This window comes from Mycobacterium sp. E342 (assembly GCF_001667665.1).
In the GTDB taxonomy this organism is placed as follows: domain Bacteria; phylum Actinomycetota; class Actinomycetes; order Mycobacteriales; family Mycobacteriaceae; genus Mycobacterium.
This window is the reverse complement of sequence record NZ_LZJM01000077.1, coordinates 1-23935: the sequence shown is the minus strand read 5'-3', so window position 1 is coordinate 23935 and position 23935 is coordinate 1. Positions and strand designations below refer to the sequence as shown.

At 67.6% G+C, this 23935-nt stretch carries 23 protein-coding genes, 2 pseudogenes and 2 riboswitches; of the genes and pseudogenes, 22 read left to right on the top strand and 3 right to left on the bottom strand.

From position 1 onward, the window contains the following. The first annotated feature begins 710 nt into the window (after window positions 1-710). The 7 genes from A5692_RS04960 to A5692_RS04930 all read left to right on the top strand — a co-directional run bounded on the left by A5692_RS04960 (window position 711) and on the right by A5692_RS04930 (window position 6975). Window positions 711-1976, top strand: a complete 1266-nt coding sequence (locus tag A5692_RS04960) for a PPE family protein (protein WP_068052793.1) — start codon at window positions 711-713, stop codon at window positions 1974-1976. A 67-nt stretch (window positions 1977-2043) separates the two neighbouring features. Then, window positions 2044-3465, top strand: a complete 1422-nt coding sequence (locus tag A5692_RS04955; RefSeq protein WP_068052790.1) for a PPE family protein — start codon at window positions 2044-2046, stop codon at window positions 3463-3465. 78 nt (window positions 3466-3543) lie between these two features. After that, window positions 3544-3867 (top strand): DUF732 domain-containing protein, encoded by a 324-nt coding sequence (locus A5692_RS04950; RefSeq protein ID WP_068052787.1) that lies wholly within the window; start codon window positions 3544-3546, stop codon window positions 3865-3867. A gap of 100 nt (window positions 3868-3967) precedes the next feature. After that, entirely contained in the window at window positions 3968-4288 is a 321-nt protein-coding gene (locus A5692_RS04945; RefSeq protein ID WP_068052784.1) for a DUF732 domain-containing protein, read from the top strand. A gap of 159 nt (window positions 4289-4447) precedes the next feature. Further along, entirely contained in the window at window positions 4448-5164 is a 717-nt protein-coding gene (locus A5692_RS04940) for an MgtC/SapB family protein (protein ID WP_068052782.1), read from the top strand. A gap of 100 nt (window positions 5165-5264) precedes the next feature. Continuing rightward, window positions 5265-6197, top strand: coding sequence for a sterol desaturase family protein (locus A5692_RS04935; RefSeq protein WP_068052778.1), 933 nt, complete (start codon window positions 5265-5267; stop codon window positions 6195-6197). A 94-nt stretch (window positions 6198-6291) separates the two neighbouring features. Continuing rightward, entirely contained in the window at window positions 6292-6975 is a 684-nt protein-coding gene (locus tag A5692_RS04930; RefSeq protein ID WP_068052775.1) for a hypothetical protein, read from the top strand. 5 nt (window positions 6976-6980) lie between these two features. On the opposite strand, the gene A5692_RS04925 is transcribed toward A5692_RS04930, so the two are convergent. Continuing rightward, the gene (locus A5692_RS04925) at window positions 6981-7436 is read right to left on the bottom strand and encodes a nitroreductase/quinone reductase family protein (protein WP_068052773.1); all 456 of its coding nucleotides are present in this window, start codon (window positions 7434-7436) and stop codon (window positions 6981-6983) included. A gap of 113 nt (window positions 7437-7549) precedes the next feature. Between A5692_RS04925 and A5692_RS04920 the strand changes: the two genes are divergently transcribed. The 3 genes from A5692_RS04920 to A5692_RS04910 all read left to right on the top strand — a co-directional run bounded on the left by A5692_RS04920 (window position 7550) and on the right by A5692_RS04910 (window position 10367). Next, window positions 7550-8233 (top strand): TetR/AcrR family transcriptional regulator, encoded by a 684-nt coding sequence (locus A5692_RS04920; RefSeq protein ID WP_197514356.1) that lies wholly within the window; start codon window positions 7550-7552, stop codon window positions 8231-8233. A gap of 120 nt (window positions 8234-8353) precedes the next feature. Continuing rightward, window positions 8354-8854 (top strand): VOC family protein, encoded by a 501-nt coding sequence (locus tag A5692_RS04915; RefSeq protein WP_068052766.1) that lies wholly within the window; start codon window positions 8354-8356, stop codon window positions 8852-8854. A gap of 49 nt (window positions 8855-8903) precedes the next feature. Continuing rightward, a complete protein-coding gene (locus tag A5692_RS04910; RefSeq protein WP_068052763.1) occupies window positions 8904-10367 on the top strand; it encodes an FAD-binding protein in 1464 nt (487 codons plus the stop codon). Between the two features lie 43 nt (window positions 10368-10410). Here the strand turns inward: A5692_RS04910 and A5692_RS04905 are convergent, their stop codons facing one another. Further along, window positions 10411-12336, bottom strand: coding sequence for an ABC transporter ATP-binding protein/permease (locus tag A5692_RS04905; protein WP_068052760.1), 1926 nt, complete (start codon window positions 12334-12336; stop codon window positions 10411-10413). Window positions 12337-12427: 91 nt separating this feature from the next. Between A5692_RS04905 and A5692_RS04900 the strand changes: the two genes are divergently transcribed. The 12 genes and pseudogenes from A5692_RS04900 to A5692_RS04845 form a co-directional block, all read left to right on the top strand. Next, window positions 12428-14071, top strand: a complete 1644-nt coding sequence (locus A5692_RS04900; RefSeq protein WP_068052757.1) for an acetolactate synthase — start codon at window positions 12428-12430, stop codon at window positions 14069-14071. A 52-nt stretch (window positions 14072-14123) separates the two neighbouring features. Continuing rightward, entirely contained in the window at window positions 14124-16448 is a 2325-nt protein-coding gene (gene secA2 / locus A5692_RS04895; RefSeq protein ID WP_068052753.1) for an accessory Sec system translocase SecA2, read from the top strand. Window positions 16449-16574: 126 nt separating this feature from the next. After that, window positions 16575-17204, top strand: a complete 630-nt coding sequence (locus A5692_RS04890) for a CDP-alcohol phosphatidyltransferase family protein (protein ID WP_068052750.1) — start codon at window positions 16575-16577, stop codon at window positions 17202-17204. Further along, the gene (locus tag A5692_RS04885; protein WP_068052747.1) at window positions 17197-18123 is read left to right on the top strand and encodes a DUF881 domain-containing protein; all 927 of its coding nucleotides are present in this window, start codon (window positions 17197-17199) and stop codon (window positions 18121-18123) included. The genes A5692_RS04890 and A5692_RS04885 overlap by 8 nt, the downstream gene beginning before the upstream one ends. A gap of 55 nt (window positions 18124-18178) precedes the next feature. Further along, the gene (locus A5692_RS04880; RefSeq protein WP_007170008.1) at window positions 18179-18511 is read left to right on the top strand and encodes a small basic family protein; all 333 of its coding nucleotides are present in this window, start codon (window positions 18179-18181) and stop codon (window positions 18509-18511) included. A gap of 112 nt (window positions 18512-18623) precedes the next feature. After that, window positions 18624-19463, top strand: coding sequence for a DUF881 domain-containing protein (locus A5692_RS04875; protein WP_068052744.1), 840 nt, complete (start codon window positions 18624-18626; stop codon window positions 19461-19463). A gap of 28 nt (window positions 19464-19491) precedes the next feature. Further along, window positions 19492-19890: a glycine cleavage system protein GcvH gene (gene gcvH, locus A5692_RS04870; protein WP_067921506.1), complete on the top strand. Its 399-nt coding sequence runs from the start codon at window positions 19492-19494 to the stop codon at window positions 19888-19890. A 262-nt stretch (window positions 19891-20152) separates the two neighbouring features. Beyond that, complete coding sequence (garA, locus tag A5692_RS04865) at window positions 20153-20614, top strand: glycogen accumulation regulator GarA (protein WP_276038948.1); 462 nt, start codon at window positions 20153-20155, stop codon at window positions 20612-20614. After that, window positions 20614-21375, top strand: coding sequence for a MerR family transcriptional regulator (locus A5692_RS04860; RefSeq protein WP_068052741.1), 762 nt, complete (start codon window positions 20614-20616; stop codon window positions 21373-21375). The genes garA and A5692_RS04860 overlap by 1 nt, the downstream gene beginning before the upstream one ends. Before the next feature lie 105 nt (window positions 21376-21480). Further along, window positions 21481-21975, top strand: coding sequence for a bifunctional nuclease family protein (locus A5692_RS04855; protein ID WP_046184273.1), 495 nt, complete (start codon window positions 21481-21483; stop codon window positions 21973-21975). A 305-nt stretch (window positions 21976-22280) separates the two neighbouring features. Further along, window positions 22281-22886, top strand: a complete 606-nt coding sequence (locus A5692_RS04850) for a MerR family transcriptional regulator (RefSeq protein ID WP_068052739.1) — start codon at window positions 22281-22283, stop codon at window positions 22884-22886. Between the two features lie 41 nt (window positions 22887-22927). After that, window positions 22928-23025: riboswitch (glycine riboswitch) on the top strand. Continuing rightward, window positions 23026-23151: riboswitch (glycine riboswitch) on the top strand. Window positions 23152-23194: 43 nt separating this feature from the next. Then, window positions 23195-23776: pseudogene (locus tag A5692_RS04845) on the top strand (glycine dehydrogenase (aminomethyl-transferring)); the annotation flags it as partial. Window positions 23777-23823: 47 nt separating this feature from the next. On the opposite strand, the pseudogene A5692_RS29700 reads toward A5692_RS04845, so the two are convergent. After that, window positions 23824-23886 (bottom strand): annotated as a pseudogene (locus A5692_RS29700) (hypothetical protein); the annotation flags it as partial. Between the last annotated feature and the right edge of the window lie 49 nt (window positions 23887-23935).

The following is a 23935-nucleotide window of genomic DNA, read 5'->3' as shown; positions in this document are numbered from 1 at the left end:
CCAGACTGTCCGTGAGCGTGCCGGCAGTAACAGAGCGGCCACCGACAGTGCGGTCGGTTCTCGCCAGCGAAAACGAGATTTGAGATCGAGGACGGTAATCGTTCGGGCTGACGCGCTCGTTATGAGATCGCCGACCTGAATCGATCGATGTTTCGCAGCATTGCTGCATATGGGTATTTGTGCTGTTTTACGGGTATGAAATAGGAGGTCATTCGGGCTCTGAGATTTCACACCAATACATCAGGGTAATTTAGCGAATCGGCGCGGTGGCGTCGGTCCGTCCTATTTATGTGGCATGAATCTGCGGTTGTGAATTTGCTCACAAGCCGTTGATTTACTATGCCGGAAAAATGTCCTGACGTGCGTGTTCATGCAATGTCGAAAATACTGGGAGGGCAACGTTCTCACACGCCAGGGCGGCGCGATGACATTTAACTTTTACACGCGGTTACCCGCCGGGAACGCCGACCGAATACAGTGCGGTCACAATTCCCTTATATTCGTGGAGTGGCCGAGCAGGCGGGCTACACGCCAATCTTCGCCGGTCCCTTCGAGTAAGGAGAAAATGGTCAGTTGTCCGACATGTGTGAAATAAATCCATGGTCTCAATGGTGGATTTGATGCGTTTCATTAGAACCGTGGTTCGGATGCGGCCAGGGCAGCAAAGCCGCGCCTACCATGGCGGCCACTCAGGGGACCGGAGGTAGTAGATGCTGGATTTCGGAGCGCTTCCGCCGGAGATCAACTCGGGGCGGATGTATGTCGGTGCGGGCTCGGGTCCGCTGCTGGCCGCCGCGGCGGCGTGGGACGAGTTGGCCGCGGAGTTGCAGGCCACCGGGGCGTCGTACAACTCGGCGGTCGAAGCGCTGGCAACGGGACCGTGGACGGGGCCGTCGTCGATAGCAATGGCCGCCGCCGCCGCCCCCTATGTGGCGTGGATCCATGCCACGGGGGCTCAGGCCGAAGCGACCGGCGCCCAGGCCAAGCTGGCCGCGGGCGCCTACGAGGCGGCCTTTGCGGCCACCGTGCCGCCGCCGGTGATCGCCGCCAACCGCGCGCTGCTGGCGACGTTGATCGCCACGAACATCCTCGGCCAGAACACCCCGGCGATTGCCGCCACCGAGGCCCAATACATGGAGATGTGGGCGCAGGACGCCGCTGCAATGTACGGCTACGCGGCCTCGTCGGCGACCGCATCGCAGCTGACCCCGTTCGCCGAGCCGCCCCAGACCACCAACCAGTCGGCCGCGCCGATGCAGGCGGCCGCGGTCACCCAGTCCAGTGCGCAGTCCAGCTCGAACACCGCCGCGCAGCTCTCGCACCTGAGCGCCACGACCCAGGCCGTCTCCAACGTCTCCAACGCGGCGCCGAGCGCCGGGACGACGGGGACCGGGCTCACCACCGGAATTGGGCAGAACCTGGACTACTGGAACAACATCTGGTCGGTGCTGACCGGGCCATACTCGCCCCAGTCGTGGAGCACGATTCCCGGCGGTCCGTTCCTGTCGTTCGGGCAGACATACGCCTGGGCTCAGAACGGGCAGGGCGTCCAGGCTTATTTCGCCGGGCCGAAGGCCATTTCCGGAGCGCTGGCGCCCCTGACCAGCGGCCCCAGTGCCGTGAAACCCATGCTCAGTTCCGCCGTGGGTGGGCCCGTATCCGGGTCCATGGGCAAGGCGGCCCTGGTCGGCAACATGTCGGTGCCCCAGGGCTGGACCGAAGCCGCCCCCGCGATCAGACCGCTGGCCCAGGTGTTGCCGACCAACATGGCAGCCTTGCCCGCCGCCGCCCTGACCGGTGAGGAGGGCGTGTTCAGCCAGATGGGCCTGTCCAGCCTGCTGGGACGCGCCGTTGCCACCAGCGCGACCCGGTCTGTGGGCGGTGCCGCCGCGGCCGCCGGCTCGCTGGGCAGCGCCGTCGCCGAGGCCGACCCCGCCGCGGCCACCATCATCGTGATCCCGTGCATCGAGGAGTGACGCCGATGACCACCACGCTCAGCAGCCCAGCACCGCACGCCCAAGCGCCCGAGTAGGGGAGACAACGATGTTTTACGGAGCCTTTCCGCCGGAGTTCAACTCGGGCCGGATGTACAGCGGGCCGGGAGCGGAGTCGCTGGTGGCGGCGGCGACCGCCTGGGAGAACCTGGCCACCGAGCTGCAGTCGACGGCCTCGGCGTATTCGTCGGTGATCGCGAGCCTGACCACCGGGCCCTGGGCGGGTCCGTCGTCTCAGGCGATGGCGGCGGCGGCCACCCCCTACGTGGCCTGGATGCAACAAACCGCCGTCCAGGCGCAGGAAGCCGCGACCCAGGCCGCCTCGGCGGCAAGCGCCTACGAGGCGGCGTTCGCCGCCCACGTGCCACCACCGGTGATCGCGGAGAATCGCGCCCTGTTGGCCCAGCTGATGGCGACCAACCTGTTCGGGCAGAACACGGCCGCGATCGCCGCCACCGAGACGCAGTACGGCGAAATGTGGGCCCAGGACGCCGTGGCGATGGACACCTACGCCAGCACGTCGGAGGCCGCGACCAAGTTCACGCCGTTCGCGCAGCCGCCGACGACCACCAGCGGCGCGGGCACGACGATGCAAACGGCCGCGATGACCCAGGCTGCGGGCACGTCGGCCGGCAACGCGGGGTCCACCGTCACCGCGGCAGCCAGCTCGCTGAGTACGACCGCGACCGCGGGCAACCCGCTCCTGGCATGGCTTTCACAGCTGGCGACCCAATACAACACGGCCATAACGACATTCTTGAAGGGCTTCGGGACCACTCCCGGGGGCACCCCATTGATCACTGCCATGTACAACGCGGTCAAGGTTCCCCTCGGCCTGACGACGCAGTACAACGACATCGGGCTGTTGATCAACTTCCCCTTGTCGCAGTGGCTGAAGTTCACGCCGCCCATCGCTTATGGCGCGCTGCCGAAGGATGCCCTGGGAGCGGGGCTCGGGGCATTGGGCTTCGGCCGCGGCACACTGTTCAGCGCGATCAGCCCGATAGCGGGCATGGGCAACGCTGGCACGTTGGTGGGCAAGCTGTCGGTTCCGCCGAGCTGGGCCACGTCCACGCCGGCCATCCGTACGGTGGCCGCCGCGCTGTCGGCCGCCGGGCCGGAGGCCGTGCCCGCGGCCGCGCTGGGCGAGGGCAGCCTGTTCAGTTCCATGGGGATGGCGGGGATGCTGGGAAGCGCGCTCGGCGCCGGCGGGCCCACCGTGGTCGGTGCCGGTGTGCGCAACCGGATGAAACCGATCAAGGACCTCAAAGACTCACAGTCGCCCGAACAGCTCAAGCGACTGGTCGCGCAGATCTCGGAGAAACCGGAAACGGTGCAGCACCACAACGTCGACCAGGAAGGTCTCGACGCCCTGCTCGAGCAGCTGGCGAAGAAACCCGGCATCCACGCGGTGCATCTGAAGAAGGGCGACAAGTCCAAAGTCGTGCCCGGCGCCGCTCAAATGGGTTAGGCAGCAACGTTGTTCATCGGTGACTGGACGAGTTCCGCCGTCAACGCGTCGTCCCGTCGACATGAGAGAAGGTAGGAAATGAAACGGCTACTAGTCCTCCTAGGCGTCCCCCTCGTGATCGGCCTGGCCGCACCGGCATACGCGGGCCCTCCGCCGGTACCCGACGGTGATGACGGCGCGTTCCTCGCCGCGCTGCATCAAGCCGGTTTCACCTTCGCCAGCCCGGACGCGGCCGTCGGGGCGGGCCGGGCGGTGTGTTCGTGCCTCAACAACGGCGAGTCGGGCCTAGAGGTCGTGCACGACGTGAAGACGCACAACCCGGGCATGGACATGGAGATGGCGTCCAACTTCGCCATGCTTTCGGCGAAGTACTACTGCCCGCACCAACTCAGCAAGGCCTGACGCGCGGCGGTGATCGCCGAGTCAACGTGAGAGGCAACGTGATTCAGCGATCTCAATGCCGCACTGCGCACGACACTTCGACATGAGACAATCGCCAGCTATGAGGCTGCTGGTGACGCTGATCGGTGGTTGCGCCGTGATCATGCTCGCCGCGCCCGCGCACGGCGACCCCGACACCGGTGGCGTCGACGAGTCCAGCTTCCTCGCGTCGCTGCGGAGCGCGGGCATCACCTACAAGTCGCCGGAGGCGGCCGTCCAATTCGCCAAGGCGGTGTGCGAGTCGATGGGCAACGGCGAGTACGGCCCCCAGATGGTCAACGAACTCAAAGGCCAAAACCCCGGGCTCACCACGGATCACGCGACGTCGTTCCTGGCGATCGCGGCGAAGTACTACTGCCCCCAGCAACTCAACAAGGGCTAGCTGGGCGCAGCCACGCGGTCCCGTCGGTTGCCCGCAGGTTTCGCGCGCGTGGACGCCATGCGACCGATTGGATTGTGGTCCACCCGCCGTTCACCTGGGCCTGGTTAGCTGCGGCTACAGCGGCCTTGCGAGGCCGGGAACGAGGGGGAGGGAGTACCGGTGGAGACGCTGAGCGTCGTGGATTTCGCACTCCGGCTTGCCGTCGGGGTGGGCTGCGGCGCCCTCATCGGCCTGGAGCGGCAATGGCGGGCACGGCGGGCCGGCCTGCGCACGAACGCGCTCGTCGCCGGCGGCGCGACGTTGTTCGTGCTGTACGCCGCCGCCACCACGGACACCAGCCCCACCAGGGTCGCGTCCTACGTCGTGTCCGGTATCGGATTCCTCGGCGGTGGGGTGATCCTGCGTGAAGGGGTCAACGTACGCGGCCTCAACACCGCCGCCACCCTGTGGTGTTCGGCCGCCATCGGCGTCCTGGCGGCGTCCGGCCACCTGGTCTTCGCGTTGATCGGCACCGGGACCGTGATCGGGATCCACGTGCTCGGACGCCCGCTGGGCCGACTGATCGATCGCGACAACACCGGCGACGAGGATGAGAGCCTGCGGCCCTACCTGGTGCAGGTGATCTCTCGCCCGAAACACGAGAAGTACGCGCGCGCCCAGATCGTGCAGCACGCGAGCAGCAACGACATCACGCTGCGCGGAATCCATACCGGTCAGGCCGGCGAAGACGAGATCACCTTGACCGCGCACCTGCTCATGGACGGGGACGCTCCATCCCGGCTGGAGCGGCTGGTGGCGGAGCTGTCCCTGCAGCCCGGAGTCCGGGCGGTGCAGTGGTACGCAGGCGACGAAGCGCAATCGGACGGGCGCGGCTAGGGTCGTTTGCTGCGGTTTCGGTCGATGTCGGTCGCAGCGGGGGCCGCATACCGGACCGAGGCGACCCGGCCGTTCCGTCGTTCGTCGTAGTCTTATCCCTGTGAGTACGGTCTCAGGCTTTGTGTCGGCGCTGCCCCCGCAGATGCGGGACCCGGTGCTGCTCGCCATTCCCTTCTTCTTGTTGCTGTTGACGCTGGAATGGACGGCGGCCCGGAAGCTGAAAAGCATGGCCGAGGACGGGCGGCCCGTCTCCGGCGCGTACCTCACCCGCGACTCACTGGCCAGCATCTCGATGGGACTGGTTTCGGTGGGCACCACCGCGGCGTGGAAGACCCTGGCCCTGTTCGGCTACGCCGCGATTTACGCCTATGTGGCGCCCTGGCAACTCTCGGCGGGCCGGTGGTACACGTGGGTCATCGCGCTGCTCGGTGTCGACCTGCTGTACTACGCCTACCACCGGATCGCACACCGGGTGCGGTTGATCTGGGCGACGCACCAGGCCCATCACTCGAGCGAATACTTCAACTTCGCCACCGCGCTGCGCCAGAAGTGGAACAACAGCGGCGAGATCCTGATGTGGGTTCCTCTGCCGCTGTTGGGAATTCCGCCTTGGATGGTGTTCTTCAGCTTCTCCGTCAGCCTGATCTACCAGTTCTGGGTACACACCGAGCGGATCGACAAGCTGCCACGGCCCTTCGAATTCCTGTTCAACACCCCGTCCCACCATCGGGTGCACCACGGGATGGACCAGATCTACCTCGACAAGAACTACGGCGGCATCCTCATCATCTGGGACCGGCTTTTCGGCAGCTTCCAGGCGGAGTTGTTCCGCCCGCATTACGGGCTGACCAAGCAGGTCGACACGTTCAACATCTGGAAGCTGCAGACCCGCGAGTACGTCGCGATCGCCCGGGACTGGCGATCGGCGACCCGCCTGCGCGATCGGTTGGGCTACGTGTTCGGCCCACCGGGCTGGGCCCCGCGCACCGCGGGCCACCCAGAGGCGGCCCTTCCCCTCGCGGCCACGCCGTAACGCGGGCGGCGGACGGCGCGAAGACTTCTGCGTAACCGAAAGTCACGCCGTAATCTCAAATCGGTCGAGATTTGGCCCCGACGGATCGGAGTTCATGGTGCGTCGCCTGGCAATGCGCGCATTGACCGCGTCGGTCACCGTCGCCGCGCTCGCGCAATCCGTGCCGCTTGCGCCGGCTCAAGCTGACCCCGTCGCGGTCTATCCGGGCATGGAGATTCATCAGGGCAACCGCGTCTGCACGCTGGGCTACGTCGACCCCGGCCTGAAGATCGCGTTCACCGCGGGGCACTGCCGGGGTGGTGAGGGGGTCGTCACCGACCGGGGTGGCGCGGTCATCGGCCGCTTGGCGGCGTTCCGGGACAACACGCCCAGCGGTACGACGGTGGCCACCGACCAGTTGATCACCGACTATGAGGCGATCGTGCTGGACAACGGGGTGATGGCGAATAACGTCATGCCGGGCGGGCGTCAGCTGATCTCGAATCCGGCGGCGGCGCTCGCGCCGGGACAGGCGATCTGCCATTTCGGTGTGAGCACCGGCGAGACCTGCGGGACGGTGGAAAGCGTGAACAACGGCTGGTTCACCATGTCGCACGGCGTGCAGAGCCACAATGGTGACTCCGGCGGCCCGGTGTACCTGCCCTCAAGCGCCGGTCCCGGGCTGTTGGTGGGGATCTTCAACAGCGTCTGGGGTGACTTCCCGGCGGCGGTGTCGTGGCGGGCGACCTCCGAAGAGGTCCGCGAGGATCTCGGGGTGGCGCGCGGCGGTGCCCGCTAGGCGATTCAGCGAGCCGCGTCGGCCTCCGCGAGGGCGAACACCGGGATAGTCGGGGCGGCGGCCCGGAACTGCTCCTCGGTGCCGTCCGGCGTCAGCCCCGCGACGTAGTCCTTGACCTGCCAGTACCAGCGGTCCAGGTAGCGCCGCAGCAGCTCCGGCTTTGCCGAGTCGGCAACCTCGCTGGCCCGGGCGCGCCGCCTGCGCCAGCGGGGGCCCGTCTCGACGACGCCCGCGGCTCTGACGTTGCGTGCCCACTGGGTGTCGCCCCGGGGTGAGACCAGATATTCCACGCCGTCGACGGTGAGCAGGTTGATGACCACCGACCGCGGCTTGCCGCTCTTTCGCCCGCGGACCCGCAGCGCGCGCGTCCCGGCGATGCTGACGCCCATCTCCGCAAGCCAGCGGATCACCGCGTTCGCGGCCCGCGCGAGACCGTTCGGCTCTTCGTATCGCGTCGACATGTCGTGTCCTCCCTGCGGGATAAAACGAGAGCGGTGCTCTCTCAAGCCCGTACGATGCCACAGTCCTGCGCAGAAAGCAAGAGCAGTGATCTCGGTTGTGCCAGACTGGCCACGTGGGCAAACGCCAGGAAACGCGGGAGCAAATCGAGGCGCGCATCGTCCAGCTCGGTCGCCAGCAGTTGGTCGACCGCGGCGCGGCCGGATTGTCCGTGCGCGCGATCGCCCGGGACCTCGGCATGGTGTCGTCGGCGGTCTACCGGTACGTGTCCAGCCGGGATGAACTGCTGACTCTGCTGCTGGTCGACGCCTACACGGACCTTGCCGACTCCGTGGACCGGGCCCGTGAGGCGGTCGGGGACCTTTGGAGTGACGACGTCGTCGCGATTTCCCGGGCGGCGCGGCGATGGGCCGTCGCGCACCCGGCCCGCTGGGCTCTGCTGTACGGCAGTCCCGTGCCCGGGTATCACGCGCCGCCCGAGCGCACCGTGGCCGTGGGAACCAGAGTGGTGGCCGCCTTCTTCGACGCGGTGGCGTCCGGGATTGCCACCGGAGACATCCGGCTCACCGATGCCGTTGCGCCCCAACCGATGTCGTCGGACTTTGACCGGATCCGCCAGGAATTCGGGTTCCCCGGCGATGACGAGGTCGTCGCCAAATGCTTTCTGCTGTGGGCGGGCGTGTTGGGTGCGATCAGCCTCGAGGTGTTCGGGCAATACGGCACCGACACGCTGACCGACCCGGAGGCGGTGTTCGACGCCCAGCTTCGGTTGCTGGTGGACATGCTGGCCCGGCATTGACGATCGCCGACGCAAATTAGAACATGTTCACCCGGTTCCGGCGGGACCGCGGCGGCTCGTCACGGCAAAGTTGGCGCGGGCCTTCCTGGGGGCCGAACCACTGGACTATCCTGCGAGACGATGACCCTTCCCGTTCAATCGCCGACGCAGATCGCGTGGGTCACCACCGATCTTGACGCCACGGAAAACGCGCTCACCGGCATGTTAGGCGTGCGCAAATGGGTCCGGATCCCCGACGTGCACTTTGCTCCGGACTCGTGCAGCTACCTCGGCAATCCGGCCGATTTCGTCGCCAGCATCTCACTGAGCTACCTCGGCGACATGCAACTCGAGCTGATCCAACCGGTCCGTGGTGAGAACATCTATAGTGACTTTCTGCGCCAATCCGGGCCCGGTCTGCACCACATCTGCATGGAGGTGGAAAGCCCCGAGCAGTTCGAGGCGGCGTTGGCCGGATCCGCGAGATTCGGGGCGAAAGTGGTGCAGCAAGGTGTGATGCCCGGCGGGATCCAGTTCGGTTACGTGTCGGCGCCGCAGGCGGCGGTGCCGTTCGTGGAGATCGCCTACATTGCGCCCGAGATGAGGGCGTTCTACGACTACATCAAACAGGAGCAGCGGTGAACCGCGCCGGCGACGATGCAGAACGCAGTGATGACGAGGAGTGGCGCAAATGAGCACCGAAATACCGGCAACGGTCAGCGCGGACGACGTCACGTCGTGGTCCGATGACGTCGACGTAGTCGTGGTCGGCTTCGGTATCGCGGGTGGCTGCGCCGCCGTCAGTGCTGCGGCCGCCGGGGCGCGGGTGCTGGTGCTGGAACGGGCCGCGGTGGCGGGCGGCACCACGTCGCTTGCCGGGGGCCACTTCTACCTGGGTGGCGGAACGGCGGTTCAGGAGGCGACCGGTCACTCCGACTCGCCCGAGGAGATGTACAAGTACCTGGTCGCCGTGTCCCGCCAGCCCGACCACGACAAAATCCGCGCCTACTGCGAGGGCAGCGTCGAGCATTTCAACTGGCTGGAAGACCTGGGTTTTCAATTCGAGCGCAGTTACTTCCCCGGCAAGGCGGTCATCCAGCCCAACACCGAGGGCCTGATGTTCACCGGCAACGAGAAGGTGTGGCCGTTCTTGGAGAAGGCGGTGCCGGCGCCGCGCGGACACAAGGTGCCGGTGCCCGGTGACACCGGCGGCGCCAGCATGGTGATCGACCTGCTGCTCAAGCGTGCCGCGAGCCTGGGCGTGCAGATCCGGTACGAGACGGGCGCCACCGAGCTCATCGTCGACGGTTCCGGCGCGGTGAGCGGTGTCATGTGGAAGCAGTTCTCCGAAACCGGTGCGGTCAGGGCAAAGTCGGTGATCATCGCTGCGGGCGGGTTCGTGATGAACCCGGAGATGGTGGCCAAGTACACCCCGAAGCTGGCTGAGAAACCGTTCGTGCTGGGCAACACGTACGACGACGGCCTGGGCATCCGCATGGGCGTCTCGGCGGGCGGCGCCACCGAACACATGGACCAGATCTTCATCACGGCCCCGCCCTACCCGCCGTCCATCCTGTTGACGGGGATCGTCGTCAACAAACTCGGCCAGCGCTTCGTCGCCGAGGATTCGTACCATTCGAGGACTTCCGGGTTCATCATGGACCAGCCGGACAGCGCCGCGTTCCTCATCGTCGACGAGGCGCACCTGGAGCACCCCAAGATGCCGCTGGTCCCGCTGATCGACGGATGGGAGACCGTCCCGGAAATGGAAGCCGCACTTGGTATTCCGGAGGGCAACCTGGTAGCGACGCTGGATCGTTACAACGCCAACGCCGCCCGCGGCGAGGACCCCGATTTCCACAAACAGCCCGAATTCCTCGCCGCGCAAGACCAAGGGCCCTGGGGCGCGTTCGACATGTCACTGGGGAAGGCGATGTACGCCGGTTTCACCATCGGTGGGCTCGCCACGTCCATGGACGGCGAGGTGCTGCGTCAGGACGGCTCCGTCGTGCCGGGCTTGTATGCGGCCGGGGCCTGCGCCTCGAACATCGCCCAGGACGGCAAGGGCTACGCCAGCGGGACGCAGCTGGGGGAGGGGTCGTTCTTCGGCCGCCGCGCCGGAGCGCACGCGGCCGGCGGGGCCGGGGGCGCGTAGGCGCGTGAGGATCCGGAGCCGGAGCGCGCGCGGCCCAAAGCCGTTAGACCGGAGCGGGTTCCTTTTTTTCCTCCACGGGGCCCAGTCGCCACGGGCCGCCGCCGAGCAACTGCAACTCTTGTTCGTGGTGCTGCTCGACGGTGGGCCGATGACTGACGCTGACCACCACGCAGTCCGGCAATTCGGTCCGCAGAAGTTGGTACAGCGCGAATTCCAGCCCCTCGTCCAGCGCCGAGGTGGCCTCGTCGAGGAATACCGCCTTGGGTTTGGTCAGCAGGATGCGCGCGAAGGCGACACGCTGCTGCTCGCCGGGTGAAAGCACCTTGGCCCAGTCCCGTTCTTCGTCGAGCCGGTCGAGCAGTGGCGCCAGGGCGACTTTGGTGAGTACCTCCCGCAGTTCGTCATCGGAGATGCCATCCGGGGAATTCGGGTAGCAGACCACGGTGCGCAGGCTTCCCAGCGGCACGTATGGCAACTGCGACAGGAACATCGTCGCGTTGTCGCCGTCCGGGCGGCACAGGGTGCCCGAGGCGTACGGCCACAACTCCGCCAGACTGCGCAGCAACGTGGTCTTGCCGGCGCCGGAGCGGCCGGTGATCACCAGCGAATCCCCTTCGGCGAGTCGCACATCCAGCGGGTCGATCAGCCGGTCACCGGCCGGCGTGCGCACCTCGAGGTCACGAAGCTCGACGGCGGTCTCTTCGCTCGGCTTGACCAGAATGGTCGGCAGCGCGCGCCCCTTCTCGTTGGCATCAACCAGGCCGTGCAACCGGATGATCGACGCCCGAAAGGCGGCGAAGGCGTCGTAGTTGTTGCGGAAGAACGACAGCGAATCCTGAATATTGCCAAAGGCGGTCGCGCTCTGACCCACGTCGCCGAAATCGATCCGGCCGGCGAACAGCCGCGGCGCCTGAATCACCCACGGCAACGGGACGATCGCCTGCGAGACCGACCAGTTCCATCCGTTGAAGATGATGGTTCGGCGGACGAACTTGCGGTAGTTGTCGATGATCGGGGTGAAGCGCCGCCACAGCTGCATCCGCTCCACGCGCTCACCCCGATAGAAACCCACGGCCTCCGCCGCGTCGCGCAATCGCACCAGGGCGTACCGGAACGCGGCGTTGAGCCTCTCGTTGTCGAAGCTGAGCCGAATCAGGGGATGGCCCAACCATATCGCCACCACCGTGGCGACCAGCACGTAAACCAGCACCGTCCAGAACATCGCTCGTGGCACGTCAACACCGAGCACGGTGAGATTTCCGGACAGGTTCCACAGGATCGCCGCGAAGGAAATCACCGAAGCCACGGCGTTGACGGCCCCGAACAGCAAGGTGCTGCCGGTGCCGTTGGACGGGATGTTCGGGGTTCCGCCCGCATTGGCCGTGAAGATGTCGATGTCCTGCTGGATGCGCTGGTCGGGGTTGTCGATGGTGTGGTCGATGAACAGGTCGCGGTAGTAGGCCCGCCCGGCGAGCCAGTCGTCGGTGAGATTCGCCGTCAGCCACATGCGCCAGGCGATGATGAACCGCTGCGTCAAGTAGATGTCGATCATGAACCGGATGACGTACAGGACCGCGAGCACGCTGAAGATCGCGATCGACATCCAGAAGCCGTGAATCCCGGACTGTTTGACCGCGTCGTCGTCGGCCGCGAGACCCTGCACCGCCTTCTGCACCGCTGTGTACAGGTCGTTGCCCTGGTAGCTGAGCAACACCATGAGCCGCACCGACAGGAGTACCGACAGCAACAGCACTCCGAGCATCAGCCACACGCGCACGCTGTGGGCCCCGACGAAGTACCCGCGGGTGATCCGCCAGAACTGGCGGCCCCACGGCGTGAGATACCTGAAGGCGACCAGCACGATGAAGAGCGCCACCGCGCTGATGAGCCATGCGATGGCTACCCACCGCAAGGAATCAATGGTGGCCGTCGACCAGTCGATCGAGGGCTTGAACGGCTTTGGGCCCATGGTCGCTGTCTCCTCACGGTCGCTGGTGGACTCTGCTGGAACTTGAAATCCTCCGGCGAAGGTACCCGAAGTATCTGGATAGGCTGCGGTCATGAGCACCGACGCCATCCCCACACAAACATTGCACGCCGGCCGGCTCATCGCGCGGCGCCTGCGGGCCAGCGGTGTCGACACCGTGTTCACGTTGTCCGGCGGCCACCTCTTCTCCCTCTACGACGGCTGCCGAGCGGAGGGCGTGCGGCTGATCGACACCCGGCATGAGCAGACCGCGGCCTTCGCCGCCGAGGGCTGGTCGAAAGTGACGCGGGTTCCCGGTGTCGCCGCGCTCACCGCCGGGCCGGGCGTCACCAACGGGATGAGCGCGATGGCGGCCGCGCAGCAGAACCAGTCGCCGCTCGTCGTGCTGGGCGGGCGGGCGCCCGCGGGGCGGTGGGGCATGGGCTCGCTGCAGGAGATCGACCACGTGCCGTTCGTGGCGCCGCTGGCCCGCTTCGCCGCCACGGCGCAGTCGGCCGAGGACGCGGGGCGGCTCGTCGACGAGGCGTTGCGGGCGGCGGTCGGTGCGCCGTCGGGCGTCGGCTTCGTCGACTTCCCCATGGACCACGTGTTTTCGATGTCCGAGGATCACGGCGGCCCCGGCGCCCTCGCCGACCTGCCGCCGGGGCCGACCCCCGACGGCGACGCGCTCGGCCGTGCCGCCGGTCTGCTGTCCAGGGCGAAGCGGCCGGTGATCATGGCGGGCACCAACGTCTGGTGGGGACACGGGGAGGCGGCCCTCCTACGTCTCGCCGAGGAACTGCAGATCCCGGTGTTGATGAACGGAATGGCCCGCGGCGCGGTGCCCGCCGATCATCCGCTGGCGTTCTCGCGGGTGCGCGGAAAAGCGTTGGGCGAGGCCGATGTTGCGCTCATCGTCGGGGTGCCCATGGACTTCCGGCTCGGCTTCGGCGCCGTGTTCGGGCCACAAACCCGGCTCATCGTGGTCGACCGGGCCGAACCCGAGCGCAAACACCCCCGCCCGGTCGAGGCCGAGCTCTACGGGGATCTGCTGTCAACCCTCGCGGCGCTGGCGGCCGGTGGGGGGACCGATCACCGGGGCTGGATCGACGAGCTGCGGACGGCCGAGACCGCGGCGCGCGGCAAGGAGAAGGCGGAGCTCGCCGACGATCGCATCCCGCTGCATCCCATGCGGGTGTACGCGGAGCTCGCCCCGATGCTGGACCGCGACGCCATCGTCGTCATCGATGGGGGTGATTTCGGCTCCTACGCCGGACGGGTGATCGACAGCTACCAGCCGGGCTGCTGGCTGGACAGCGGCCCCTTCGGCTGCCTCGGGTCGGGCCCCGGCTACGCCCTGGCCGCGAAGCTGGCCCGGCCGGACCGCCAGGTCGTCCTGCTGCAGGGCGACGGCGCGTTCGGCTTCAGCGGCATGGAATGGGACACCCTGGTGCGGCACAACGTGCCCGTGGTTTCGGTGATCGGCAACAACGGAATCTGGGGACTGGAGAAGCACCCGATGGAGGCGTTGTACGGCTATTCGGTGGTGGCCGAACTGCGCCCGGGAACCCGCTACGACGAGGTGGTGCGCGCCCTCGGCGGCCACGGCGAGCTGGTCTCCGCCCCGGCCGAGCTGCGGCCCGCGCTGGAACGCGCCTTCGGCAGCGGCCTGCCCGCGGTCGTCAACGTCCTCACCGACCCCAGCGTGGCCTATCCCCGCCGCTCCAACCTGGCGTGAACCGCGTGTCGCGGACGGACACGCACGCTGGCGGGTCGCGTACCGTTGACCTGTGCCAAAGACCACCCGCCCGCAGACCGGCCGCCTGAGCAGCCGTTTTTGGCGACTGCTCGGCGCCAGCACCGAGAAGAACCGCAGCCGATCCCTCGCCCAGGTCACCGACTCGTCCGAATACGACGAGGAAGCCGCCGGCCTCACCGACGAGCAGCTGCGCAAGGCCGCCGGACTGCTCAAACTCGACGACCTCGCCGAGTCCGAAGACATCCCGCAGTTCCTCGCCATCGCCCGGGAGGCGGCGGACAGGTCGACGGCCCTACGTCCGTTCGACGTGCAGTTGCTCGGGGCGCTGCGCATGCTCGCCGGCGACGTCATCGAAATGGCCACCGGTGAGGGCAAGACGCTCTCCGGGGCGATCGCGGCGGCCGGCTACGCGCTGGCCGGCCGCCACGTCCACGTGGTGACCATCAACGACTACCTGGCCCGCCGCGACGCGGAGTGGGTGGGCCCGCTAATCGAGGCGATGGGGTTGACGGTCGGCTGGATCACCGCCGAATCGACCAGCGAGGAGCGCCGCGCGGCCTACGGTTGCGACGTCACCTACGCCTCGGTCAACGAGATCGGCTTCGACGTCCTGCGCGACCAACTCGTGGTCGACGTCGACGACCTGGTGTCGCCCAATCCCGACGTGGCGCTGATCGACGAGGCCGACTCGGTGCTGGTCGACGAGGCGTTGGTGCCGCTGGTGCTGGCGGGCACGACCCACCGCGAGACCCCGCGGCTGGAGATCATCAAGCTGGTCGGCGAGTTGGAGGCCGGGACCGATTACGACACCGACTCCGACAGCCGCAACGTCCATCTCACCGACGTCGGCGCCCGCAAAGTGGAGAAGGCGCTCGGCGGCATCGACATCTACTCCGAGGAGCACGTCGGCACGACCCTGACCGAGGTGAACGTCGCCCTGCACGCGCACGTGCTGTTGCAGCGCGACGTCCACTACATCGTCCGCGACGACGCCGTGCACCTGATCAACGCCTCCCGAGGGCGCATCGCGCAGCTGCAGCGCTGGCCGGACGGCCTGCAGGCGGCCGTCGAGGCCAAAGAGGGGATCGAGACCACCGAAACCGGGGAGGTGCTCGACACCATCACCGTCCAGGCGCTGATCAACCGCTACGAAACCGTGTGCGGCATGACCGGCACCGCGCTGGCCGCCGGGGAGCAGCTGCGCCAGTTCTACAAGCTCGGCGTCTCCCCAATCCCGCCGAACAAGCCCAACATTCGCGAGGACGAGTCCGACCGCGTCTACATCACCGCCGCCGCCAAGAACGACGCGATCGTCGCGCACATCGCCGAGGTGCACGAGACCGGGCAGCCGGTGCTGGTCGGCACCCGCGACGTCGCCGAGTCGGAGGAACTGCACGAGCGGCTGCTGCGCCGCGGCGTGCCCGCGGTGGTGCTCAACGCGAAGAACGACGCCGAGGAGGCGGAGGTCATCGCCGAGGCCGGCAAGTTCGGCGTGGTCACCGTGTCGACGCAGATGGCGGGGCGCGGCACCGACATTCGGCTCGGGGGCTCCGACGAGGCCGACCACGACAGGGTCGCCGAGCTCGGCGGGCTGCACGTGGTGGGGACCGGCCGGCACCACACCGAGCGACTGGACAACCAGCTGCGCGGGCGCGCCGGTCGCCAGGGCGACCCGGGCTCGTCGGTGTTCTTCTCGAGTTGGGAAGACGACGTCGTGGCGGCCAACCTCGACCACAACAAGTTGCCTATGGAGACCGACGAGGACGGCCGGATCGTCAGCCCCAAGGCGGCCGGGCTGCTCGACCACGCCCAGCGCGTCGCCGAAGGCCGGATGCTGGACGTGCACGCCAACACCTGGCGCTACAACCAGCTCATCGCCCAACAGCGCGCCATCATCGTCGATCGACGAAACACGTTGCTGCGCACCCCAACCGCGCGCGAGGAGCTCGCCGAACTGGCACCCAAGCGGTACAAGGAGCTGGCTGAGGACATCCCCGAAGATCGCCTCGAGGCCATCTGCAGGCAGATCATGCTTTATCACCTCGACCGCGGCTGGGCCGATCACCTGGCGTACCTGGCCGACATCCGGGAAAGCATCCACCTGCGGGCGCTGGGCCGGCAGAACCCGCTGGACGAGTTCCACCGGTTGGCGGTCGACGCGTTCGCGTCGCTCGCCGCCGACGCGATCGAGGCCGCCCAGCAGACATTCGAGACCGCCAACGTCCTGGAAGAGGAACAGGGCCTGGATCTTTCCAAGCTGGCCCGGCCGACGTCGACGTGGACCTACATGGTCAACGACAACCCGCTGTCGGACGACACGCTGTCGACCCTGAGCCTGCCCGGGGTCTTCCGCTAGTCCAGATGGCGGCGACCCGCAGCGCCCGGCTCCGCCGCGCTTGCGATCGCCGCTAGTCCCGATGGCGGCTCGGGCGCCGAGTGTGCGGTCAGCCGCCCAGTCGGCATTCGACTAAGGTCACGGCTTATGGAGCCGGCGCTTCCGCCCAACCGGGTGCTGACGGTGCCCAACGCGCTGAGCGCCATTCGCCTGGTGCTCATCGGTGTGTTCGCCTACGCCCTGCTGGTCGCGCACGCCAACGGCTGGGCGGTCGGGATCTTGATGTTCAGCGGTGCGTCCGACTGGGCCGACGGCAAGATCGCCCGGCTGCTCGACCAGTCATCGCGGCTGGGTGTCCTGCTCGACCCGGCGGTCGACCGCCTGTATATGGTCGGCGTTCCCGTCGTGATGGCGTTGAGCGGGATCGTGCCGTGGTGGTTCGTCGCCATCCTGCTGGCCCGCGACGGGCTGCTGGCCGCGACGCTGCCGCTGCTGTGGAGCCGCGGCCTGTCCGCGCTGCCGGTGACCTACATCGGGAAGGCCGCTACGTTCGCGTTGATGTCCGGTTTTCCGCTGGTGCTGCTCGGGACGTGGGACGCGCTGTGGAGCCGGGTCGTCGGGGCCTGCGGCTGGGCGTTCCTCATCTGGGGCATGTACGCCTACCTCTGGTCGTTCGCGCTGTACGTGGTGCAGATGACGTTGGTGGTGCGCCGGATGCCCCGGCTCAGACACGGTGCCCGCCCGCCCGCCGCGTCCAAGGCGGTCGAACATGGCTGACGGTGACCGCCTGCTCGGCGGCTACGACCCGAACGCCGGCCGCAGCGCGCATGTGGCCTCGCGCCCGCAGCTGATCCCGGTGCCCTCCCTATTGCGCGCCCTGCTGTCCGAACACCTGGATCCCGGTTATGCCGCGGCCGCCGCCAAGCGGAGCGACGCCGACCACCCTGGGGGGGCGCGTCAACGCGCCGCGAGCTGGCTGTGGCAGGCGCTGGCTGCGCTGCTCATCGCCACCGTCTTCGCGGCCGCGGTAGCGCAGGCCCGCTCGGTCGCCCCCGGCGTGCGCTCCGCGCAACAGCTGCTGCTGGGCAATGTGCGTTCGACGGAGAACTCGGCGGCCAAACTCGCCCAGCGGCGCAGCGAGCTGTCTTCACGAGCGGACGGCGTGCAGCGCCGCGCGCTGGCCGACGACGCCGAAGGGCAGCGGCTGCTGGCCCGCCTCGACGCGCTGGGGCTGGCGGCGGCCAGCACGGCGGTGATCGGCCCCGGCCTGAAGGTGACCGTGACCGATCCGGGCGCCGGCCCGAACCTTTCCGACGTGTCCAAGCAGCGAATCAGCGGCAGCAGGCAGATCATCCTGGACCGGGACCTGCAGCTGGTGGTCAACTCGTTGTGGGCCAGCGGCGCCGAGGCGATTTCGGTCGGGGGCGTGCGCATCGGGCCCGACGCGACCATCCGGCAGGCCGGCGGGGCGATCCTGGTCGACAACAACCCCACCAGCAGCCCGTACACGATCCTGGCGGTGGGACCGCCACGGGCGATGCGCGACGTCTTCGACCAAAGCTCCGGCAGGCAGCGCCTCAAGCTGCTCGAGGCCTCCTACGGTGTCGTCGTCACGGTCGACACCGCCGACGGGATGACACTTCCCGCCGGATCGATCCGGGATGTGAAATTCGCCAAACAGATTGGGCCACAGTGAGAAAACTCCTCGGCAGCCAGCACCCTCTGTGCGAGTCGCGGATGGGACATCGAGCATGATCGGTATCGCGGCGCTGGCGATCGGGATCGTGCTCGGCCTGGTTTTCCACCCCGCCGTGCCCGAGGTCGTCCAGCCGTACCTGCCCATCGCGGTGGTCGCGGCGCTCGACGCGGTGTTCGGCGGGTTGCGCGCCTATCTGGAGCGGATCTTCGATCCCAAAGTCTTCGTGATCTCGTTCGTTTTCAACGTTTTCGTGGCTGCCCTGATCGTGTACGTCGGCGATCAATTGGGAGTCGGCACGCAGTTGTCCACGGCCATCATCGTGGTGTTGGGAATCCGCATCTTCGGCAACGCCGCGGCACTGCGGCGCCGGCTGTTCGGGGCGTGACCGAGCCGACGACGATGCAGAGAGAAACGACGTGGGGGTACGCCCCCAGAGGGAGGAACCTCCACCCGCTTGCGGGGGAGAGGAGCGGCGCCATGACGGGGATGAGGCCGGCGTGAGCCCGGACCCGGCAGACGACGCCACCGAAAGCCCTGAAGCAGCGGGCCGCGCCCAGCACGGCCGTCACGAACTGCCGACGAAAAGCCCCCGCCCGGAGATCGGACCGGTGCGCCGCACGGGATTGTCCGGGCTGTTCCGCGCCGGCCGCTCGCGGATGGCGTTCGGAACGTTGGCGGTCCTGTTGTGCCTGCTGTTGGGCATCGCCATCGTCACGCAGGTCCGCCAGAACGAGTCGGGCGATTCGCTGGACACGGCGCGCCCCGCGGACTTGCTGGTGTTGCTGGATTCATTGCGGCAGCGGGAGGCCACCCTCAACGCCGAAGTGAGCGAATTGCAGAACACGCTGAATTCCCTGCAGGCGTCCGGCAACAACGACCAGGCCGCCATTGCGGCCGCGCAGGCCAGGCTGGCGGCCCTGTCCATTCTGGCCGGTGCCGTAGGGGCCACCGGACCGGGCGTCACCGTCACGATCGACGATCCCGGGCCCGGCGTCGCCCCGGAGGTCATGCTCGACGTCATCAACGAACTGCGTGCCGCCGGCGCGGAGGCAATCGAGATCAACGACGCGCATCAGTCGGTGCGGGTAGGTGTCGATACCTGGGTGGTGGGCATGCCTGGCTCGCTGACCGTCGACAACAAGACGCTGTCGCCGCCGTATTCGATTCTGGCGATTGGCGATCCACCCACCCTGGCCGCGGCGATGAACATACCGGGCGGCGCCGAGGACAGCATCAAGCGTGTCGGCGCGCGGATGTCCGTCCGGCAGGCCGACCGGGTGGACGTGACCACCTTGCGACAACCAAAACCGCACCAATACGCTCAGCCCGTCAAGTGAGCAATTCGCCAACAGAACAGGACTACTCGTGAGCGACATCCCACCCGACCTGCACTACACCGCCGAACACGAGTGGGTTCGCCGAAGCGGTCAGGACACTGCGCGGGTCGGGATCACCGACTTCGCCCAGTCGGCGCTGGGCGACGTGGTCTTCGTTCAGCTGCCCGAGGTCGGCACCGAACTGACCGCGGGTGAGTCGTTCGGTGAGGTCGAGTCGACGAAATCGGTGTCGGATCTGTACGCCCCGGTATCGGGCACGGTGTCCGCGGTGAACGCCGACCTGGAGGGCAGTCCGCAGCTGGTCAACTCCGACCCGTACGGGGCGGGATGGCTGGTGGACGTCCAGGTGGCCGACACCGCCGCATTGGAGTCGGCCATTTCGTCGCTGCTGGACGCCGAGGCCTACCGCGGAACGTTGACCGAATGACGGTTGCTAATGTGCCTGCCAGCCCCCCGCGGCGACGCGAGCGGCGCGGCAGGCCGGCGGGGGAAAGGCGGGATATCGGTCTTTCGATCGTCGGGTGGGGGGCACATCGCAGACCTATGCGCGGTACCGTCGACACATCGACACTTGAAGGCCCCGGTCTCGGTAATCGGCAGTACCGGGCGAAGAAACGTAGTGAGCAGCCGGCCGAGCGGCCCGGTCAAACAACGCCACAGCGGCCAGTGAGGAGCAGCGCGTGACGGACATGGACAACGACCAGACCTCTGACGAAGTCACGGTGGAGACGACCTCCGTCTTCCGCGCCGACTTCCTCAACGAACTGGACGCCCCCGCGCAGGCGGGCACCGAGAGTGCGGTATCCGGGGTGGAAGGCCTCCCGGCGGGCTCGGCACTGCTGGTCGTCAAGCGGGGACCGAACGCAGGGTCGCGGTTCTTGCTCGACCAGCCCATCACGTCGGCCGGTCGGCACCCCGACAGCGACATCTTCCTCGACGACGTCACCGTCAGCCGCCGCCACGCCGAATTCAGGTTGGAAAACAACGAATTCAACGTGGTCGATGTCGGTAGCCTTAACGGCACGTACGTCAACCGGGAGCCCGTGGACTCGGCGGTGCTCGCCAACGGCGACGAGGTGCAGATCGGCAAGTTCCGCTTGGTGTTTTTGACCGGGCCCAAGCAGGGTGAGGACGGAGGATCCGGAGGCTAGTGAGCGCGCCCGATAGCCCGGCGCTGGCCGGGATGTCGATCGGGACGGTCCTGGAATTATTGAGACCGGACTTTCCCGATGTCACGATCTCCAAGATTCGGTTCTTGGAGGCCGAGGGACTGGTGACGCCGCAGCGCGCCGCGTCTGGCTATCGGAGATTTACCGCATACGACTGCGCCCGGTTGCGTTTTATCCTGACCGCGCAGCGCGATCACTACCTACCGCTCAAGGTCATCCGGGCGCAATTGGACGCCCAGCCCGACGGCGAGCTGCCGCCCTCCGGCTCGCCCTACACTGCGCCGCGCCTGGTGTCCGTGGCGGGAGTCGGGGAGGCCGCTGCCGAGGCGGGCCACCGGCCCGGATCCGACACGGCCGCGGTGGCGCCGTCGAGCATTCGGCTGAGCCGTGAAGACCTGTTGGAGCGCTCCGGGGTGGACGACGACCTGTTGACGGCGCTGCGGAAGGCGGGGGTGATCACCACCGGCCCCGGCGGCTTCTTCGACGAACACGCCGTCGTCATCCTGCAGTGCGCGCGGGCGCTGTCCGAATACGGCGTGGAACCGCGGCATCTGCGCGCTTTCCGGTCGGCGGCCGATCGGCAATCGGACCTGATCGCCCAAATCGCCGGGCCGGTAGTCAAAGCCGACAAGGCCGGCGCCCGTGACCGCGCCGACGACCTGGCCCGGGAGGTGGCGGCGTTGGCCATCACCTTGCACACGTCGCTGATCAAATCCGCCGTTCGCGACGTTCTTCATCGCTGAGGACTAGACTTCGTCGATAGCTTGGTTTTCGGCGGCATAGCGAGAATTCGGCGTCGTCGTTGCGCCAAGAACCGACACGGCAGCATATGCGGAGGGCAGACACAAATGGGCGAAGTTCGTGTTGTCGGCATTCGCGTGGAGCAGCCCCAGAACCAGCCGGTCCTGTTACTGCGCGAGACCGACGGCGACCGATACCTGCCGATCTGGATCGGCCAATCGGAGGCTGCCGCGATCGCGCTCGAACAGCAGGGGGTCGAGCCCCCCCGCCCGCTGACACACGATTTGATCAGGGATGTCATTGCCGCGCTTGGCCATTCGCTGAAAGAGGTACGGATCGTCGACCTCCAAGAGGGCACGTTCTACGCCGACCTGGTCTTCGACCGCAACATCACCGTGTCGGCGCGACCCTCCGATTCGGTGGCGATCGCGCTGCGTGTCGGCGTTCCGATCTACGTCGAGGAGGCCGTGCTGGCCCAGGCCGGCCTGCTCATCCCCGACGAGACCGACGAAGAGGGCGGCACCGCCGTCCGCGAGGACGAGGTGGAGAAATTCAAGGAGTTTCTCGACAGCGTGTCTCCCGACGATTTCAAGGCCACGTAGGTGATTCCAGGGCGATTCCGGGCCCCCTTCGCGGGCGATTTGCGCGCGGTTTGGGGGCCCGCAGTGCGCGTACTACCCTGGACATCGACATCACGGATCTGTCTCAACTAGCGCCGGGATGTCGACACGCCTGGCGGATAGCGCCCTCACTTGGCCCGGCGGCGGCCATACTTTGATCACGACTTAAGGGTGCGGTAGCTATCGAAGCGCGTAAGCTCTCTAGCACTCGGGCCTGAGCAAACGTGGCTGCGACGCAGCCAGTGACGCAGCTGGAAACGAAAGCGCGATCGGCGAGAGGAAGCACCGTGAGCGAGCAGCCACGCCAAGAACAGCTGGACCTAGCTGACCACGCGACCGCCGTGCCGGAAGCACCCGTGCAGCCCGGACTGTTTCCCGACGACTCGGTGCCCGACGAGCTGGTCGGATACCGCGGCCCCAGCGCCTGCCAGATTGCTGGAATCACCTACCGCCAGCTGGACTACTGGGCGCGCACCTCGCTGGTGGTGCCGTCCATCCGCAGCGCGGCGGGCTCGGGCAGCCAGCGGCTGTACTCGTTCAAGGACATCCTGGTCCTCAAGATCGTCAAGCGTCTGCTCGACACCGGGATCTCGCTGCACAACATCAGGGTTGCGGTCGATCATCTGCGCCAGCGCGGCGTGCAGGACCTGGCCAACATCACGTTGTTCTCCGACGGCACCACGGTTTACGAATGCACGTCGGCCGAAGAGGTCGTCGACCTGCTGCAGGGCGGGCAGGGCGTGTTCGGCATCGCCGTATCCGGCGCCATGCGCGAGCTGACCGGCGTGATCGCCGACTTCCCCGGCGAGCGGGCCGATGGCGGCGAGTCGATCGCCGCGCCCGAGGACGAGCTGGCCTCCCGGCGCAAGCACCGCGACCGCAAGATCGGCTGAACGCGTCCGCGCGACCCGGACAGGTAAACTGGGTCACGCATCGCACTCGTGCGGGAGAGTTCCGTGGCGGCCAGTCACGGACGCCGAAGGAGCAACACCTCTCCGCTAACCTCTCAGGCACCCGGACCGCGCGGGTAAACGATGCCTCTGGAAAGCGGTGCCGACCCCTGAGGTCAGCACCCGCCGATGGGGAAAGGCGCTCAGACACCAACGGGCGCCGAATCTCTCAGGCGCCCGGCGAACGGGTGAAGACAGAGGGAGAGGGCCGCTAGTCCTCTGCCTCTGCCGCCACTTCAGGAGACCCGCCCGTGCCGGACCACACAACCTTCGCAGCCCGCCACATCGGCCCGGACGCCCAGGCCGTCGCGGCCATGCTCAGCGTCATCGGAGTCGATTCGCTCGACGAACTTGCCACCAAGGCCGTCCCCGCGGGCATCCTCGACAAGCTCGGCGGCACCGGCGTGGCACCGGGCCTGGACGAGTTGCCTCCGGCCGTCACCGAAACGGAGGCCCTGGCGGAGCTGCGGGCGCTGGCCGAGGCCAACACGGTGGCGGTCTCGATGATCGGCCAGGGCTACTACGACACGCTCACCCCGCCGGTGCTGTTGCGCAACATCCTGGAGAACCCGGCGTGGTACACCGCCTACACGCCGTATCAGCCCGAGATCAGCCAGGGCAGGCTGGAGGCGCTGCTGAATTTCCAGACGATGGTGGCCGACCTGACCGGGCTGGAGGTCGCCAACGCGTCGATGCTCGACGAGGGCACCGCGGCGGCCGAGGCCATGACCCTGATGCACCGCGCGACCCGCGGCACCTCGAACCGCCTCGCCGTCGACGCCGACCTGTTCGCCCAGACGGCTGCCGTGCTGGCTACGCGGGCCCGGCCGCTGGCGCCGGGCAGCTGGGTGATGACGCCGAAGAACTCGCCGTCGGGCAGGCCGTCCCGCAGGTCGGCGGTGACGATCTCGATGCCCAGCGGCCGGGCCCGCGTAGCCAGCACGGCAGCCGTCTGGGCGAACAGGTCGGCGCCGACGGCGAGGCGGTTCGAG

Coding starts and splice junctions, on each gene's coding strand:
- A5692_RS04960 (WP_068052793.1), top strand. CDS start 711: ATGCTGGATTTCGGAGCGCTTCCGCCGGAGATCAACTCGGGGCGGATG.
- A5692_RS04955 (WP_068052790.1), top strand. CDS start 2,044: ATGTTTTACGGAGCCTTTCCGCCGGAGTTCAACTCGGGCCGGATGTAC.
- A5692_RS04950 (WP_068052787.1), top strand. CDS start 3,544: ATGAAACGGCTACTAGTCCTCCTAGGCGTCCCCCTCGTGATCGGCCTG.
- A5692_RS04945 (WP_068052784.1), top strand. CDS start 3,968: ATGAGGCTGCTGGTGACGCTGATCGGTGGTTGCGCCGTGATCATGCTC.
- A5692_RS04930 (WP_068052775.1), top strand. CDS start 6,292: ATGGTGCGTCGCCTGGCAATGCGCGCATTGACCGCGTCGGTCACCGTC.
- A5692_RS04925 (WP_068052773.1), bottom strand. CDS start 7,436: ATGTCGACGCGATACGAAGAGCCGAACGGTCTCGCGCGGGCCGCGAAC.
- A5692_RS04915 (WP_068052766.1), top strand. CDS start 8,354: ATGACCCTTCCCGTTCAATCGCCGACGCAGATCGCGTGGGTCACCACC.
- A5692_RS04910 (WP_068052763.1), top strand. CDS start 8,904: ATGAGCACCGAAATACCGGCAACGGTCAGCGCGGACGACGTCACGTCG.
- A5692_RS04905 (WP_068052760.1), bottom strand. CDS start 12,336: ATGGGCCCAAAGCCGTTCAAGCCCTCGATCGACTGGTCGACGGCCACC.
- A5692_RS04900 (WP_068052757.1), top strand. CDS start 12,428: ATGAGCACCGACGCCATCCCCACACAAACATTGCACGCCGGCCGGCTC.
- A5692_RS04890 (WP_068052750.1), top strand. CDS start 16,575: ATGGAGCCGGCGCTTCCGCCCAACCGGGTGCTGACGGTGCCCAACGCG.
- A5692_RS04885 (WP_068052747.1), top strand. CDS start 17,197: ATGGCTGACGGTGACCGCCTGCTCGGCGGCTACGACCCGAACGCCGGC.
- A5692_RS04880 (WP_007170008.1), top strand. CDS start 18,179: ATGATCGGTATCGCGGCGCTGGCGATCGGGATCGTGCTCGGCCTGGTT.
- garA (WP_276038948.1), top strand. CDS start 20,153: ATGGACAACGACCAGACCTCTGACGAAGTCACGGTGGAGACGACCTCC.
- A5692_RS04855 (WP_046184273.1), top strand. CDS start 21,481: ATGGGCGAAGTTCGTGTTGTCGGCATTCGCGTGGAGCAGCCCCAGAAC.